The organism is Rhodococcus sp. OK519 (assembly GCF_003051005.1).
Lineage (GTDB): Bacteria > Actinomycetota > Actinomycetes > Mycobacteriales > Mycobacteriaceae > Prescottella.
Map to the genome: position 1 here is coordinate 302,781 of NZ_QAOW01000005.1, position 16,307 is coordinate 319,087.

Genomic DNA, 16,307 nt, shown 5'->3' on the forward strand with positions numbered 1-16,307 from the left:
GCCGCGGCGGTGTCGTGGGAATCGATGCCGACCGGCACCGCCTTCGGGGGCTCCGTAGACTTGTCGGGCTGTCGCGTGACAGCCCGTGAACCTGCTGGAGGGAGCGATCTCGTTGGGTGTCCTTGCCCGCATCCAGACGCCTGACGATCTGCGTCGGCTCGACCCGGAGGAGCTCAGAGAGCTCGCCTCGGAGATCCGCGAGTTCCTGGTGCAGAAGGTGTCCGCGACCGGCGGCCATCTCGGTCCCAACCTCGGTGTCGTCGAGCTGACGCTCGCGCTGCACCGGGTGTTCGAATCCCCCTCCGACCCGATCATCTTCGACACAGGCCATCAGGCCTATGTCCACAAGATCCTCACCGGTCGCAAGGACGAGTTCGATTCGCTGCGTAAACAGGGTGGCCTGTCGGGCTACCCGTGCCGCGCCGAGAGCGAGCACGACTGGGTCGAGTCGTCACACGCGTCCGCCGCCCTGTCCTACGCGGACGGGCTGGCGAAGGCGTTCGAGTTGTCGGGTCAACGCGACCGTCACGTGGTCGCGGTCGTCGGCGACGGCGCGCTCACCGGCGGCATGTGCTGGGAGGCACTCAACAACATCGCCGCGGGCCGTGACCGCTCGGTCGTCATCGTCGTCAACGACAACGGCCGCTCGTATGCTCCCACGATCGGCGGTCTCGCCGACCACCTCGCGTCGCTGCGCCTGCAGCCCGGCTACGAGCGCATCCTCGACAACGGCCGCCGCATGGTCAAGAAGATGCCGTGGGTCGGGCGGGCCGCCTACCAGCTGCTGCACGGGATGAAGGCCGGCCTCAAGGACGCCGTCAGTCCGCAGGTCATGTTCACCGATCTGGGAGTCAAATATCTCGGACCGGTCGACGGGCACGACGAGGCCGCGATGGAATCGGCGCTGCGCCGGGCGAAGGCGTTCGGCGGTCCGGTGATCGTCCACGCCGTCACCCGCAAGGGCATGGGCTACGCGCCCGCCGAGAATCATCTCGCCGATCAGATGCACGCCACCGGCGTCATCGATCCGCTCACGGGCCGGGCCCGCGGCACGTCGGCGCCCGACTGGACGTCGGTGTTCTCCGCCGAACTGATCGAGCAGGCCGAGAAGCGGGACGAGGTCGTCGCGATCACCGCGGCCATGCCCGGACCGACGGGCCTGGCGGCCTTCGGGGAGCGCTTCCCCGAGCGCATGTTCGACGTCGGCATCGCCGAGCAGCACGCCGTGACCTCGGCGGCCGGACTCGCGCTCGGCGGCATGCATCCCGTCGTCGCGATCTACTCGACGTTCCTCAACCGAGCGTTCGACCAACTGCTCATGGACGTCGCGCTGCTGAGGCAGCCCGTGACGATCGTGCTCGATCGTTCCGGAGTGACGGGCGCCGACGGTGCCAGCCACAACGGCATGTGGGATCTCTCGCTACTCGGCATCGTCCCCGGCATTCGCGTGGCGGCACCGCGCGACGCGGCGACGCTCCGCGAGGAACTCGACGAGGCGTTGTCGGTCACGGACGGTCCCACTGTCATCCGGTTCCCGAAGGGCGCCGTCGGTGACGACATCCCGGCTGTCGGTCGACTCGATGGCGTGGTCGACGTGCTGCAGATGCCCGAGGGCGGCCGCGGTGACGTGTTGTTCGTCGCGGTGGGCTCGTTCGCCGGCGTCGCGCTGGAGGCCGCCGAACGCCTCGCACAGCACGGCATCACCGCCGCCGTGGTCGATCCGCGCTGGATCCTGCCGGTGCCCGAGTCCATCGTCAAGCTCGCCGAGAACTTCCGGATGGTCGTCACGATCGAGGACAGCGGACTGCACGGCGGCATCGGTTCCACGGTGTCGGCGGCGCTCCGGTCGGTCGGTGTCGACGTTCCCTGCCGGGATCTCGGTGTGCCACAACAGTTCCTCGACCACGCGTCGCGCGACCAGATCCACCGGGAACTCGGCCTCACCGCGCAGGACATCACCCGGCAGGTCACCGGATGGGTCGTCGGGCTCGACCGGGCGAACACCGGGGGCGGGCTCGACGAGGGACTCGACAAGTCGAACCCGGCCCTCGGCTGACGAGAACTACCGGAACGCCGCCTCGAGCGCCTTGACTCCGACCTTGGGGTCGAGGAGGCCGTGGTAGATGGGCGGGATCGGCTTGTCGACGTCCAGCAGGGCGTACACGGCATGCATCGCGCCGTGCACCGAGTATTCGACGGTGAAGACGACGTCCTCGGGCAGAGAAGTGAACTGCCCGAGGAACGCGAAGTTCTGGGCGCCGTCGGGAATCACCTTCGGGCGATCGTCGGGCACGCGCCGGCTGAACAGGGCCGACGCGTACGGCATCATCACCGTCGTCACGTCGGTGGTGGCGAGGACCTCGTCGAGGATGTCCTCGAAGCCGTACTGGTAGATCAGCTCGGTGAGGATTTCCTTGCCGGTTGCCTGGGACATCTTCTTCTTGACGTAGTCGCCCTCGTTGTCGATGTCGAAGCCGTACCCCCACAACGTGGTGATGTCCTTGGGTTGTTGCGGGAAGTGTGGCTGGTAGGCGATCACCGTCGACAGGTGCCACCCCGATTCGAACCACGTCGTCAGCGCGCCCGTCCCGGGTTCGTTGCCGGTGTATTCGGTGATGCGGCGCAGGAGGGTGTCGCCGCGCATCGTGAGCGTGAAGGACTCCCATTTGTTCTCGTCGATGTTGCCGTAGAACGTGTTGGGCCGCCCGAAGTCCGGCGCCTTCTTCGCCACCTCCTCCCACAGTGACCAGCTCTCGTCGACCCGGTCACGAATCAGCGCGGGGACGTCGTCGTTTCCTCCGTACGTGGTGTCGGCTGTGATGGAGCCGAGGGTCGCGAACATGAGGTCTGTCTCGCCCAGTTCGATCGTCGATCTTCCGTCCGCGTCCTCTATGTGCAGGCGGGTCGCTCGGCGGGGTTGGCCGGCCTGGGCGAAGTCGATGTCGACCACCCTGGTCGCGAAGCGCACGTCGACGCCCCGGGACCACATCCAGCGTTGGAGCGGTACCACCATCGAGTCGTACTGGTTGTAGACCGTGCGGCGAACGCCGGAAAGGGTGTGGATCCGCGGGAACTCCTGGACGAAGCGCAGAAAGTAGCGCCGCAACTCGGACGCCGAGTGCCACTTCTGGAAGGCGAACGTGGTGCGCCACATCTGCCAGAAGTTGGTGGTGAAGAAGTGGTCGCCGAACATCTCGTCGATCCGCCGCGCCCCCAGCGCCCTCTCGGGCAGCCCGAGCAGCCGCATCATCTCGAGTCGGTCGCGATTGTCGAGCCCGAGTTCCGACGCGTCGATGATCTCGTGCCGCGAATCGATCAGGCGCGCCTTGTCGTTCGTCTTCACCTTCGCGTTGAAGTCGAGTATCTCCTGCCGGACGCTGATGCCGGGATTCTCGAGGGACGGGATCGACTCGAACAGGTTCCAGGTGCACTGGTACGCCTCCTCCTCGAGCATCCGTCCGCCACGGGTGACCCAGCCGTCTGTGACGGCGGGGGAGCGGGCCCCGTCGAGCGAGCCGCCCTCGATGTCGAGCTGTTCGAGGATGTGCACGTTCTCGCCGGGCACTCCGGCGTCCCGGATCGCGAACGCCGCGGCGGCCATCCCGGCGATACCGCCGCCGACGATCCAGAGGTGGGCCTGCTTCGGGTCGATGCTCATGGTGGTCCCCTCCCGCCGCGGCGGTGGACCGGTTCGCGAGTGGCCCCGGCGTACGGCGCAGCACTGTTCGAGCGGCACTCGACACCATGCGCCCGCGCGACGCCGGGTGCCGCGGATGCGGCGTCATGGGCTCCACGACCAGTGTCGGCCGGTCTGTTCGGGGCCGTCAACCGGCGGTCTGCCCGGAGGGGTGGATCGGAGGGCGGATCGGTGCGGTCGAGTGTCGCTGCCCGGCAAATGATTTGCGTCCATGGTCCGGATCGTGGGGGAATGGTGATTTCCGACCTGTCAGGAGATTCCGGTGCCAAAGCCGTCAGTGTCGTCGGAGCTGGTCTCCGACTGTTCGAGGTGCTTCGGACTGTGCTGTGTGGCGCTGCCGTTCGCGGCATCGAGCGACTTTGCGGTCGACAAGCGCGGTGGGACGCCGTGCGGCAATCTGCTCGAGGACTTCGGGTGCGGTATCCACCCCAGACTCCGCGTGAGCGGGTTCACCGGGTGCACGGTCTACGACTGTTTCGGGGCCGGGCAGAAGGTGTCGCAGGAGACGTTGGGCGGCACCACGTGGCGGGACTCCCCGGATGTGGCGCGCGAGATGTTCGCGGCGTTTCCGGTGATGAGGCAGCTGCACGAGTTGCTCTGGTATCTGGAGGAGTCGCTCGGTGTGCGGGTCGCGGAGCAGCTTCGCCCGGACCTGGCCGCGCTGCGGGATGCGACGCTCCGACTCACCGAACAGTCGGCCGACGTGCTCGCGGGCCTCGATGTCGGCGAGCACCGAGACAGGGTCAACGGGCTGCTCCTACAGGTGAGCGAGCGGTTTCGCGGGCAGGCGCCCGGTCGCGGTCGCAACCACCACGGCGCGGATCTGGTGGGCGCAAAACTTGCGGGCAGGGATCTGCGTGGGGCCAATCTGCGCGGCGCCTGGCTGATCGGTGCCGACCTGCGTAAGGCGGATCTGCGGTGGGCCGACCTCATCGGTGTGGATCTGCGCGGCGCGGACGTGCGGGGGGCAAATTTGTCGGGCTCGCTGTTCCTCACGCAGTTCCAGGTCAACGCGGCGCGCGGCGATGCGGGGACGATGCTTCCGGCGACGCTGACGCGGCCGTCTCACTGGGCGTAGCTCAGCCGGCCTGCTCGAGCGTGCGCCCGCGGGTCTCGGTCACGAACTTGCTCACGACGACGATGGACACGACCGCCATCACCGCATAGCCACCGTAGGTGAGCGACAGATTCCAGTCGGCGAGCGACGGGAACGTCGCGGACACCAGGAAGTTGGCGACCCAGTTGGATGCGGTGGCGATCCCGACCGCGGCAGCGCGGACGCGGTTGGGGAACAGTTCGCTGATGAGCACCCAGACCACCGGACCCCAGGACAGGGCGAAGAAGAAGACGAACGCGTTGGCGGCGATCAGCGCGACGGTGCCGGACGCGCCCTCCAATGTGGCGACGGACTCGCCGATCTCGTTGGTCACCACTGTTGCCGAATGGAAACACACCGCTGCGGTGGCGAGCGACACCGCCATGCCCACCGATCCGATCAGCAGCAGGGGCTTGCGGCCGATGCGATCGATCACGGCGATGGCGACGAACGTGCCGACGATGTTGACGAGCGCGCTCACCACACTGATCAGCAGCGAGCGGTCCTCGCCGAAGCCGACGGCCTGCCACAGCGTGCTCGAGTAGTAGAAAATCACGTTGATGCCGACGAACTGCTGGAGGGCCGCGAGGGCGATACCGACCCAGACGAGCGCCGACACCCCGGTGGACTTGGAGAACAGTGCGCGCACGCTCACGCGGGCGCGTTCGGCACCGAGGGAGGAACGGATCTCGTCGATGCGGCGGCCGACGGTCTCCGCGTCGCCGCCCTCGAGTTCGGCGATGATCTTGCGGGCCGCATCCTCCCTGCCACAGCGCACGAGGTGCCGGGGGGACTCGGGGATCGTGAACGTCATCACGAGATAGAGCAAGGCGGGGATCGCCTCGATCGCGAGCATCCACTGCCATGCCTCGATACCGAGCAGTTCGCCCCGGCCGCCGCCGGCGGCCTGGGAGATCGCATAGTTCACGAGTTGCGAGACGGCGATGCCGAGCACGATCGCCAACTGGTACATCGAACCCAACCGCCCCCGGATCGCGGCAGGCGCGATCTCCGCGATGTAGGCGGGGGCGATCACCGACGCGAAACCGACTGCGATGCCGCCGAGTACGCGCCACAGCGTCAGGTCGACGATTCCGAACGGGAACGCCGAGCCGAGTGCGCCGATGACGAACAGCACCGCCGCGATCTGCATGACGCGGATACGACCGAGGCGGTCGGCGATGCTACCGGCGACCCACGCGCCGAGCGCGGCGCCCAGCAACGTCAGCGACACCGACAACCCGGTCGCGCCGGCGCCGATGTCGTAGCGGTCGCGAATCGCGTTCACGGCCCCGTTGATGACGGCCGTGTCGTAGCCGAACAGGAAGCCGCCCAGGGCGGCCGCCGCGGAGAACAACACGGCCAGCCCGACGGCCGCGTGAGCGGCCGGGGACTGGCCGGTGGTGTCCAGGTTCGACATCGCGCGCCTCCCGCCGAAGAGAATCGTTCAGACGGGACGCTACGCCGAATTCGCTTGTCGCGGGGATTGTCCGGACGGCGTCAGACGGGAAGTCGTCAGCCGACCTTCTCGGCGGCCTCCGACAGCTGCGGGATGATCCGGTCGATCACCCACGGCGTCGCGAGCACGCCGGTGCGGCTCAGTCCGGCGACCACCTGGGTATCGGACAGCGGCACGGCGCTACCGCGCTGAACGGCATTCAGTGAGCTGTAGCCGGGGATCTTGGCGGTCTCGGACTGCTCTGAGACGAACGCGATCACGACGTCGGCGTCGACCTCGTTGATGCGCTCGGCGGAGATGGTCTCGAAGAAGCTGTCGGGATCGCTTGCCGCGGCGATCTTCTCGACGCCGGGGGAGTTCACGAAACCCAGTTCGGTGAGGACCTGCACGCGCGGGTCGGTCGGCTTGTAGACGTTGACCTGACCGTTGGTGGTGTCGAGGTTGATCACCGAGAGGGTCTTGCCGGCGAACTCGGGGTGCGCCGCCGCGGTGTCGGCGAGCATCGTGTTCATGCCGTCGATCAGTGCGGTGGCCTCGTCCGACTTGCCCATCGCCTGTCCGACGATCGTGGTCTGGTCCTGCCAGGTGGTCTGCCATGCCTTGCCCGGATACGCGACCGTGGGTGCGAGTGCGGACAGCTGGCCGTAGGTGGCCTGGTCGAAGCCCTCGTAGGGCGCGAGGACGGCGTCGGGGCCCAGCGCGGCGATCGCCTCGACGGGTGTCGAGGCTGTTGCGTCGAGCAGAGTGGTCCTGCTCGCATCGAACTTATCGGACAGCCATGGCATGACGCCGTTCGCGTCGGCGCCGTACGAGTTCTTCGGCATGCCGACGGGGGTACCGCCGAGCGCGTAGACGATGTCCTCGGCGTTCCAGCCGAGGGTGACGATGCGCTCGGGCGCCGACTCGATCGTGGTGGAGCCGAAGGTGTTCGCGATCGTGACGGGGAACGCGCCGTTCGAGGGCGCCTGTTCGGCCGTGTCCGAATCGGACGACGAGCACGACGCCAGCAGAACCGTCGCGCTGAGGGCCGCGACGGCCGTCGCCACCTTGCGGCGGGTGATGAGAGCGAACACCGGGGGCTCCTTCGAGATGGGTGAGAAGGTGAGCCTAACCTACTCGATTCGCGTCGGAGGGGGTGGTCCGGGTGGACGTTTCGTGGGATTCATGACAATCCGAACCGGTCGGTGAGTACTCTCGCCGGAGATCGAGCGTATGTCGGGGGTCCTGTCACGATGAGCCCTGGGGAGCGACATGGAAGCTGGATGGGGAAGAGGCCGGTTTGCGCGCGGCTCCATGGCGGGCGTGGTGGGGGCGTTGGCCGTGTCTGCGGCGCTCGCGGCACCCGGAGTGGTGTTCGCCGAACCTGTCGACTCACCTGTCGACTCGCCGGCAAGCTCAGTGGGTTCGCAGACGCCGAACGGTCCGTCGCCTGTTCGGACGCCGCGACTCGGGGAGGTGTTGAACGGATTCGTCGTCGGTGCGCTCGACGAGGGATCGCCGGCGTCGCGTCTCGACTCGTTCCGGGCGCTGACCGCACGCGACCCGTTCTACGGGGAACCGCCGCTGACCGGGGCGGAGAGACCGGGCACCGTCCTGAAGGTCAAGCCGGTCGACGTGATGTTCCTCGGCTACGAACCGGGCAGGATCGACGCCTACAAGCTGATGTACGTGACCACCGGACTCGACGGGGTCACGCCCGAGATCAGCACCGGCATCGTGATGATCCCGGTCGACGGCACACCCGCGTCGGCCAAGAAGGTGGTCAGCTACCAGCAGGCCAACGACAGCGTCGGCGCCTACTGCCACCCGAGCACGCAGTGGACGGGCGGGAACCCACTCGACGGCTCCGCGTGGTCAGCGCTCGGACCGCTGGCGCTGATGTTCGGCAAGGGCTACGCGGTGGTCATCTCCGACGTCGGCAACGACGGGGACCCTGATCCGCACGCCGTCTTCGCCGGAAAGTACGCCGGACATGCGCAACTCGACGCCGTCCGGGCGGCACTGTCGACCCCGAGCACGGGACTGAGCGCGCACGCGCCCATCTCGTTGTTCGGAATCGCGGGAGGCGGTGTCGGTGCCGGTTTCGCGGCCGAATCGCAGGCGCGTTACGCCCCCGAGTTGAACGTCCGCTCGACCGTCCTCGAAGGCATGGTGGTCAACCAGCGGAACTTCATGCGCACGGCCGACGGTTCGATAGGTTCCGGCTTCGCCTTCGCCACGCTGCTCGGTCTCGAGCCGAAGTACCCGGAGATGCGGATCGACGAGAAGTTGAATCCGGTCGGCAGGGCGATCGCGGACGCGTATCGCACACAGTGTCAGACGCCCGCGTACTTCACGATGCCGTTCGTTCCACTCGAGACGCTCTTCGCCGGAGGGCGCAGTCCCGCCGACATTCCCGAGTTCCAACCCGTTTACGACGACAACCTTCTCGGGGCCGAGTCCCCGAAGTCGAAGGTTCTCATCACCTCGTGCGCCAAGGATGACTCTCCGATGTCTCTTGTGCCGGCGAAGGATTCACTGGACCTTGCCGAGAGGTACAGGGCCGGGGGTGCCGACGTGACCTACGCGCCGAGTGACTGCAGCATGGTGCGGATGCTCACCGACCTCTACGGGTGGGGCACCGACCTGTTCGGGATGCAGACCATCGACTGGATCGAACAGAGCTTCACCGAATGAGCCGCGTGCGACCCAGAACAGGGAGGAGGTGACCGACATGGTCGATGCCATGCTCACCGGGAGCAACTACATGTTGTCTCTGGGGCCCGTTGCATTTCTCGAAGCCTTCGGACGGATCTTCGGCTCCTGACATCCGGCGAAGACGAGAAGAGCGCACCCCGCCGGGGCGCGCTCTTCTCGTGACCGGTCGGGCTAGACGCTCGCGACGCCCTCGGCCAGGAACGTCTTGCCGTTCACGGCCTCCGACGTGCCGGTGCGGTCCAGGTACGGCGTGATGCCGCCGTTCCAGAATCCGAATCCGCCGCCCAGGATCAGGCACAGATCGATGTCCTCGGGAGCGGCGACGACGCCCTCCTCGAGCATGATCCGGATCTCCTCGGCGAAGGCGCGACGGGTGCGCTCGAGCACCTCCTCGGACGTCGACGGATTGTCGCCCTGCTGCCACAGCGCCGCGACCTCAGGGTCGACGACCTGGCCCTTGTCGGTCCAGGACCAGACCCCGGGCTTGCGGGCCTCGACGATCGCCTCGAGGCCCGGGGACGGCTTGAACCGCTCCGGGTAGGCGGCGTTGAGGGTCTCGCCGGTGTGCAGCGCGATGGCCGGTCCGACGAGCGCGAGCAGTGTGAACGGCGTCATCGGCATGCCGAGTTCGGCGATCGCGTTGTCGGCGACGTCGAACGGGGTGCCCTCGTCGACCGCGTTCATGACCTCGCCCAGCGCGCGGATGAGTAGACGGTTGAACACGAAGCCCGGCAGATCGGCGGAGCCGACGGCCGACTTCCGGAGAGCCTTCGCGGTGGCGAATGCCGTTGCGAGCGTGGCGTCGTCGGTCTGCCCGCCCTTGATGACCTCGAGCAGTGGCAGCACCGCGACCGGGTTGAAGAAGTGGAAGCCCACCACCCGCTCGGGATGCTTCAGGTCCGCCGCCATCTCGGTGATCGACAAAGACGACGTGTTGGTTGCCAGAACCGTCTCGGGTGAGATGTGCTCCTCGAGTTCGGCGAACACCTTCTTCTTGACGTCCATGTTCTCGAAGACGGCCTCGATGACGAAGTCGGTCTTCGCGAACGCGGCCTTGTCGAGCGAACCGGTGACCAGTGCCTTGAGACGGTTCGCGCCGTCCTGCGACAGCCGGCCCTTGGCGAGCAGCTTGTCGATCTCGCCGTGGACGTAGCCGACGCCCTTGTCGATGCGCTCCTGGTCGATGTCGGTGAGGATCACCGGCACCTTGAGCTGCTTGACGAACAGCATCGCGAGCTGGCTGGCCATCAGGCCGGCGCCGACGATGCCGACACCGGTGATCTTGCGCGCCAACGACTTGTCCGGTGCGCCGGCCGGGCGCTTGGCCCGCCTGTTCACCAGGTCGAACGCGTACAGCCCCGCCCGCAGCTCGTCGGTCATCAGCAGGTCGGCGAGCGCGTCGTCCTCGGCCGCGAAACCGGCGTCGAGGGACTTCGCGTCGGTGAGGTCCGTGGTGCGGGCCAGCTCGAGCAGTTCGACCGTGCGGACCGCGCCGGGCGCGTTGTTCTTGGTCTTGCCGTCGACGATCGCCTTGGCGCGAGCGATGGCCTCGTCCCAGCCCTGGCCCCGGTCGATCTCGGGACGCGCCGGAGTGACATCACCCGCGAGGACCTGCGCGGCCCACGCGAGGGACTGCTCGATGAAGTCGGCGGAGCCGAGCACGACATCGGCGATGCCGAGCTCGAGCGCCTTCTTCGAGCCGATGACCTTGCCGTTGTTGAGCGGGTTCTCGATCGCGACGGTGACGGCGTTCGACGGCCCGATCAGGTTGGGCAGCAACTGGGTTCCGCCCCAGCCGGGAACCAGGCCCAGCATCGCCTCGGGCAGACCGAGGGCGCCGACGTTGTCGGCGAAGGTGCGGTAGTGGCAGTGAAGGCCCACTTCGAGGCCGCCACCGAGAGCGACGCCGTTCACGAACGCGAACGTCGGTACCTCGGACTCGCGCAGACGGCGGAACACCTTGTGTCCCAGTCGGCCGAGCTCGAGACCCTGTTCCCTGGTCGAGATGGACGGAACGCCCTTGAGGTCCGCGCCGGCCGCGAAGATGAACGGCTTGCCGGTGACAGCGATCGCGGCCGGGTTGGCGGCGAAGGCCTCGTCGAGCGCCTGGTCGAACGACAGCAGTCCGCGCGGGCCGAACGAGTTCGGCTTGGTGTGGTCGAAGCCGTTGTCGAGCGTGATCAGCGCGACCGGACCCTCGATGCCGGGAACCGAGATCAGCTTGGTGTAGGCGTTCGTCACGACCTCGTCGGCGAACGCGGTTGAGATATCGGTCATTTACTCGGCTCCCGCTTCGTAAGCTGCGTAGTCCTTGTGATTCGGGTTCTCCCAGATGACGCTTCCGCCCATGCCGAGCCCGATGCACATCGTCGTCAGGCCGTAGCGGACGCCGGGGTTCTGTGCGAACTGCCGCGACAGCTGCGTCATCAGGCGCACGCCGGAAGACGCGAGCGGGTGGCCGCACGCGATGGCGCCGCCCCACTGGTTGACCCGCGGGTCGTCGTCGGCGATGCCGAAGTGCTCGAGGAACGCGAGCACCTGCACCGCGAATGCCTCGTTGATCTCGAACAGGCCGATGTCCTCGATCTTCAGGCCGGTGCGGGCCAGCAGCTTCTCGGTCGCGGGGACCGGGCCGATGCCCATGACGGCCGGATCGACGCCCTGGAACGCGAAGCCGACCATGCGCATGCCGATCGGCAGGCCCAGTTCGGTGGCGGTGTCCTCGCCGGCGAGGAGCGCGGCGGTGGCGCCGTCGTTGAGGCCCGCCGCGTTACCGGCGGTGATGCGGCCGGCCGGACGGAACGGGGTCTTGAGCTTGGCGAGATCCTCGAGCGTGGTGCCCGGGCGCGGCGGCTCGTCCTCGGTGGCCAGGCCCCAGCCCGACTCCGAGCGGGTCGCCACCGGTACGAGGGTGTCGGCGATGTAGCCGGCCTTCTTCGCGGCCTCGTACTTGTTCTGCGAGGTGACGGCGTAGGCGTCGGTGCGCGCCTTGGTGATCGACGGGAACCGGTCGTGCAGGTTCTCGGCGGTGTTGCCCATCACCAGCGCGCTCGGGTCGACCAGGCGGTCGGCGAGGAAGCGCGGGTTCGGGTCTGCGCCCTCACCCATCGGGTGGTGGCCCATGTGCTCGACACCGCCGGCGACGACGATGTCGTACTGGCCGAAGCCGATGCCCGACGCGGTGGTGGTCACGGCGGTCATCGCGCCGGCGCACATGCGGTCGATCGCGAAGCCGGGGACCGTCTCGGGCAGGCCCGCGAGGATCGCGGACGTGCGGCCGATGGTCAGGCCCTGGTCGCCGGTCTGTGTGGTCGCGGCGATCGCGACCTCGTCGATCCGCGCGGGATCGAGCTGAGGGTTGCGGCGCAGCAACTCGCGGATGGCCTTGACGACCAGGTCGTCGGCGCGGGTTTCGGCGTACATGCCCTTCGGCCCGGCCTTGCCGAACGGCGTACGGATGCCGTCGACGAAGACGACGTTTCTGGGATTAGCGGAAGCAGCCACGCTGGATTCCTCCTGGCGGGAACGATGCGGTCACTGCGGGTGCGATGACCCGGCAAGCACCACTGTAGCGCTAATTACCCGCCAGTAACATACGGGGCGTCGAACGGGGCGTAGCCGCAGATCAGGGCTCTGCGCGAACGGCATCCACCAGCACCGGCACCGTCAGTTCGCGCTGCCACGGGCGCGCGCCCGCCGCCGCCAGCATGCCGTCGATCGCGGCCGCCACGTCCGCGTCCGGCAGCACCGGGGGAACCGGCGGCTCCCAGCACACGCGGCGTACGAGATCCGGGCTCAGCAGGTTCTCGACGGGCACGCTGACCCGCTCGCTCAGCTCGGTGATGCCGGCCTTCGCGGCCGCGAGTCGCGCAGCTGCGTCGGGATCCCGCTTGGCCCAGCGACTCGGCGGCGGCGGGCCCGTGAACGGCTGGTTGACCGGTGGGAGCTCGTTCTGGGGAAGAGTTCGTGCCCGTTCGAGAGCTGCAAGCCAGATGCGCGACGAGCGGCGCTGGCGCGGGCCGCCGAACACTGGGAGCGCACGCAGGGTGTCGATGCTCTTGGGGTCCGCGCTCGCAGCCGTGACGATCGCAGAGTCGGGCAGGATCCGGCTGGGAGAGATGTCGCGCTTGCGGGCGATCTCGTCGCGGGCGATCCACAGTTCACGAACCGCGGCGAGCTGACGCGGGCTCTTGAGGCTGTGGATCTGCGACGTCCGGCGCCATCGGTCGGGCTTGGGCTGCGGCGGCCCGGCCAGCCGGACGTGCTCGAACTCCTGTGCGGCCCATTCCGTCTTGTCCTGATCCGCTAGTTCTTTCGCCATGGCGTCGCGGAGTTCGAGGAGAACCTCCACGTCCAGTGCGGCGTAGTTGAGCCACGCATCCGGAAGAGGTCTGGTGGACCAGTCGGCGGCACCGTGGCCCTTGCGTAGTTCCAGACCCAGGGTGCGCTCGACGATGGCCGCCAGGCCGACCCGCTCGAACCCGGCGAGGCGTCCTGCCAGTTCGGTGTCGAACAGCGCCGCGGGTTCGAGACCGAGTTCGGCCAGGCACGGCAGGTCCTGGTCGGCGGAGTGCAGGATCCACTCGAGACCGTTGATCGCGTCGCGGAGCGGTTCGAGGTCGTCGGCGGTGGGGATCGGGTCGAGGAGGAACGACCCGGCTCCCGCGCGGCGCAGCTGGATGAGGTAGGCGCGCGACGAATAGCGGAACCCGGAGGCCCGCTCGGCGTCGACCGCGAGCGGCCCCGTTCCTGCAGCGAGTCGTTCGGCGGCGTCGCGGACGCCGGCGGCGGTCTCGATCACCGGCGGCACACCGTCGGCCGGAACCAGGAGTGGCACGGGGGTGGGCTCGGTGCTGTCTGGCATAGGGGAAAACTCTACGTGGCCAGGGATGGATTCCACGTCGCCGGACGCGTGTCCGGCCGGAATTCGCTGAAAAGTTGGACATGTGACCAAGAACACGGTCGAGGCATGATTGTGCCGGTAGCCGCACACGTCGGGTCGTCGGGTGCTTCGGAGGGAATGCCGGAATGCCACGCGGCGCCGGGAATCATGAGGTAGAACGAGTTCTAGTTTTGCCGGTCTCGTTCGTGGGTGGTGCCCACCGGGCGGGAATACGAATCGAGAGGCAGTTCGATGGTCAACCTTGCGGCCGCAGTTGCTCCCGTCGGCGAGGTACCGATCGGTGCGATGATCGACCTACCGGGTCGGGGAAGCACCTACGTGATCGACACCGGTGCAACCTTGCGCAACTCGGACAAGCCGACGCTCGTGCTGCTGCACGCGCTCGCGTGTACCGGGACGCTGACGTGGTACCCGGCGATCGCCAAGCTCGCCGAGAAGTCTCGTGTCGTGGTGCTCGACCAGCGGTGGCACGGTCGAGGCATCCGATCGGACCGGTTCACCCTCGAGGACTGCGCCGACGACGTCGCGGCTCTGGCCGAGGTGCTCGGCCTGGACCGGATCGTTCCGGTCGGCTATTCGATGGGCTCGCTCGTGTCGCAGCTGGCGTGGAAGCGACACCGAGATCTGGTTGCCGGCCTGGTGCTCTGCGCGGGGGCCGCGCACTTCAAACGCAATTCCCGCGAGCGCATGGCCCTCGAGTCGCTCAGCCTCGGGCTGGGGGCGCTCAAACCGCGTCCCGGGCCGGTGCCGGCGGGCGGGCCGCGGATCGGGGGCGACCGTGTCTGGGCGTACTCCCAGTTCCGGGAGACGAGTTACGGTGCGATCGGTCGGGCGACCGCCGAGATCGGCAAGTTCGACTCCACCGCCTGGGTGGGGGACATCGACGTCCCGACCGCGGTCGTGGTGCCCACCAAGGATCTGATCATCCCGCCGCGGCGCCAACGCTGGCTTGCTCGCCAGATCGCCGGCGCCGCAACGTACGAGGTGGACTGCGGTCATTCGTCGTGCGTCATGAACGCGGGCCCGTTCACCGAGGGGCTACTGGCTGCTTCTTCTTCGGTGCTTGCGCGCGTGCGCTCGTGACGAGTTCGGCGAGGGCCTCGGGGAAGGCGTCGGCCAGGTCCCACAGGTGAGGAGCGAGCTCCTTGCACGAGACCAGGCCCACGTCGAGCCGGCCCTCGAGCGACATCACCGTGACGTTGAGTCCGGCGCCGTGGAAGACCGGGCCCAGCGGATACATCTGCTTGATGTGTGCGCCCAGGAAGTACAGCGGCATCGGCGGGCCCGGCACGTTCGAGACGACGAGGTTGTGTACCACGGGGTGGCGCTCGGCGAGCTTGAGCTTGGCGTAGACGCGCATCGCGCTGCCGAACGTGGCCGGCGCCGCGAACTGGGCCCAATCCTGCAGCAGGGTCGCGCCCAGGGCCTCGTTGTGGTGGTCCTTGTTGATCGCGTTGTGCTCGGCGATGAAGTGCAGGCGCTCGATCGGATCCGCGATGTCCGTCCCGAGCTGGGTGAACATGACCGAGATCTGGTTGGTGCCGGGCCGATCCGACTTGTCGTGCACCGAGACGGGCACGGTCGCGACCAATGAGCTGTCGGGCAGTTCGTTGCGGTCCTCGAGATACTTGCGGAGCGCTCCGGCGCACAGCGTCAGCACGACGTCGTTGACCTTGACCCCGAAGGTGTTCTTCACGAGCTTGACGTCGTCGAGGCTCAGTTCGCTGTAGGCAATCGTCCGGCGGCCGGTGATCGCCCCGTTGAAGGACGTGCGCGGCGCGGAGAACGGGGTCGGCATCGCCTCGCCCTTGCGGGCCCGGCCGATCCAGTTGGGGAGCAGTGAGATGCTGTCCGGGAGCAGCTTGGCCATCTTGAGCGGGCGGGACGCGAACGACAGCAGGCCACCCACCGCGATATCGAGGGTGCTCGCGCGACCCGCACCCTCGGGGAGCTTGTCGAAATCCGGCCGGGGGGCGTCGGGTTCGAGACCGCACAGCTGCGACATGAGGTTGGAGCCGGTCACGCCGTCGACGTTGGCGTGATGCATCTTCGACATGACGGCGACGGAGCCGTCTTCGAGGCCTTCGATGACGAACATCTCCCACAGCGGGCGGGAGCGATCCATGGGCTGACTCGCGATCGAGCTGCACAGCTCGGAGAGCTCGTCCCGGCCGCCGGGGGCGGGCACGGCGATCCGGTGGAAGTGCCGATCGATGTCGAAGTCGGTGTCGTCGACCCACACGGGATGGTCGAGGTTGAAGCGGCTGTCCGCGAGGCGCCGCTTGAAGCTGGGCATCGCTTTCACGCGAATCGCGAGTTCGTCGCGCAGTTTCGCGAAAGAATAACCACCCGGGATCGTGGACCCGTCCAGGATGATCAGGCCGCATACGTGGAGCATCTGCGTCGGGGTTTCGAGGTAGAGGAAGCTGGCATCCATTCCACTGAGTCTCTCCAT

11 protein-coding genes are annotated in these 16,307 nt (G+C 67.8%); 4 read left to right on the forward strand and 7 right to left on the reverse strand.

Annotation, left to right across the window (positions count from 1 at the left end; translation table 11 throughout):
* Positions 1 to 112 precede the first annotated feature (112 nt).
* Positions 113 to 2,056 carry a 1-deoxy-D-xylulose-5-phosphate synthase gene (gene dxs / locus C8K36_RS15875; protein ID WP_107985530.1) on the forward strand — a complete coding sequence of 648 codons (1,944 nt, stop codon included), beginning with the start codon at positions 113 to 115 and terminating at the stop codon, positions 2,054 to 2,056.
* Between the two features lie 6 nt (positions 2,057 to 2,062).
* Here dxs and C8K36_RS15880 read toward each other — a convergent pair whose 3' ends face one another.
* Entirely contained in the window at positions 2,063 to 3,658 is a 1,596-nt protein-coding gene (locus C8K36_RS15880; protein WP_107985470.1) for an oleate hydratase, read from the reverse strand.
* 301 nt (positions 3,659 to 3,959) lie between these two features.
* Between C8K36_RS15880 and C8K36_RS15885 the strand changes: the two genes are divergently transcribed.
* Complete coding sequence (locus tag C8K36_RS15885; protein ID WP_107985471.1) at positions 3,960 to 4,775, forward strand: pentapeptide repeat-containing protein; 816 nt, start codon at positions 3,960 to 3,962, stop codon at positions 4,773 to 4,775.
* Position 4,776: 1 nt separating this feature from the next.
* Here C8K36_RS15885 and C8K36_RS15890 read toward each other — a convergent pair whose 3' ends face one another.
* Entirely contained in the window at positions 4,777 to 6,213 is a 1,437-nt protein-coding gene (locus C8K36_RS15890) for a sugar porter family MFS transporter (RefSeq protein ID WP_107985472.1), read from the reverse strand.
* 95 nt (positions 6,214 to 6,308) lie between these two features.
* Positions 6,309 to 7,325 carry an iron-siderophore ABC transporter substrate-binding protein gene (locus C8K36_RS15895; RefSeq protein ID WP_107985473.1) on the reverse strand — a complete coding sequence of 339 codons (1,017 nt, stop codon included), beginning with the start codon at positions 7,323 to 7,325 and terminating at the stop codon, positions 6,309 to 6,311.
* Positions 7,326 to 7,503: 178 nt separating this feature from the next.
* Here C8K36_RS15895 and C8K36_RS15900 point away from each other — a divergent pair, with 178 nt between their 5' ends.
* The gene (locus tag C8K36_RS15900; protein ID WP_258195436.1) at positions 7,504 to 8,928 is read left to right on the forward strand and encodes a lipase family protein; all 1,425 of its coding nucleotides are present in this window, start codon (positions 7,504 to 7,506) and stop codon (positions 8,926 to 8,928) included.
* A 192-nt stretch (positions 8,929 to 9,120) separates the two neighbouring features.
* On the opposite strand, the gene C8K36_RS15905 is transcribed toward C8K36_RS15900, so the two are convergent.
* From C8K36_RS15905 to C8K36_RS15915, 3 genes are all read right to left on the reverse strand, one after another.
* Positions 9,121 to 11,226 carry a 3-hydroxyacyl-CoA dehydrogenase NAD-binding domain-containing protein gene (locus tag C8K36_RS15905; RefSeq protein WP_107985475.1) on the reverse strand — a complete coding sequence of 702 codons (2,106 nt, stop codon included), beginning with the start codon at positions 11,224 to 11,226 and terminating at the stop codon, positions 9,121 to 9,123.
* Positions 11,227 to 12,453: a thiolase family protein gene (locus tag C8K36_RS15910; RefSeq protein WP_107985476.1), complete on the reverse strand. Its 1,227-nt coding sequence runs from the start codon at positions 12,451 to 12,453 to the stop codon at positions 11,227 to 11,229.
* Positions 12,454 to 12,574: 121 nt separating this feature from the next.
* Positions 12,575 to 13,813: a ribonuclease D gene (locus C8K36_RS15915; RefSeq protein WP_107985477.1), complete on the reverse strand. Its 1,239-nt coding sequence runs from the start codon at positions 13,811 to 13,813 to the stop codon at positions 12,575 to 12,577.
* Between the two features lie 270 nt (positions 13,814 to 14,083).
* Here C8K36_RS15915 and C8K36_RS15920 point away from each other — a divergent pair, with 270 nt between their 5' ends.
* Positions 14,084 to 14,935 (forward strand): alpha/beta fold hydrolase, encoded by an 852-nt coding sequence (locus C8K36_RS15920; RefSeq protein WP_107985478.1) that lies wholly within the window; start codon positions 14,084 to 14,086, stop codon positions 14,933 to 14,935.
* On the opposite strand, the gene C8K36_RS15925 is transcribed toward C8K36_RS15920, so the two are convergent.
* Complete coding sequence (locus C8K36_RS15925; protein WP_181319582.1) at positions 14,880 to 16,307, reverse strand: WS/DGAT/MGAT family O-acyltransferase; 1,428 nt, start codon at positions 16,305 to 16,307, stop codon at positions 14,880 to 14,882. The two genes, C8K36_RS15920 and C8K36_RS15925, sit on opposite strands and share 56 nt — an antisense overlap.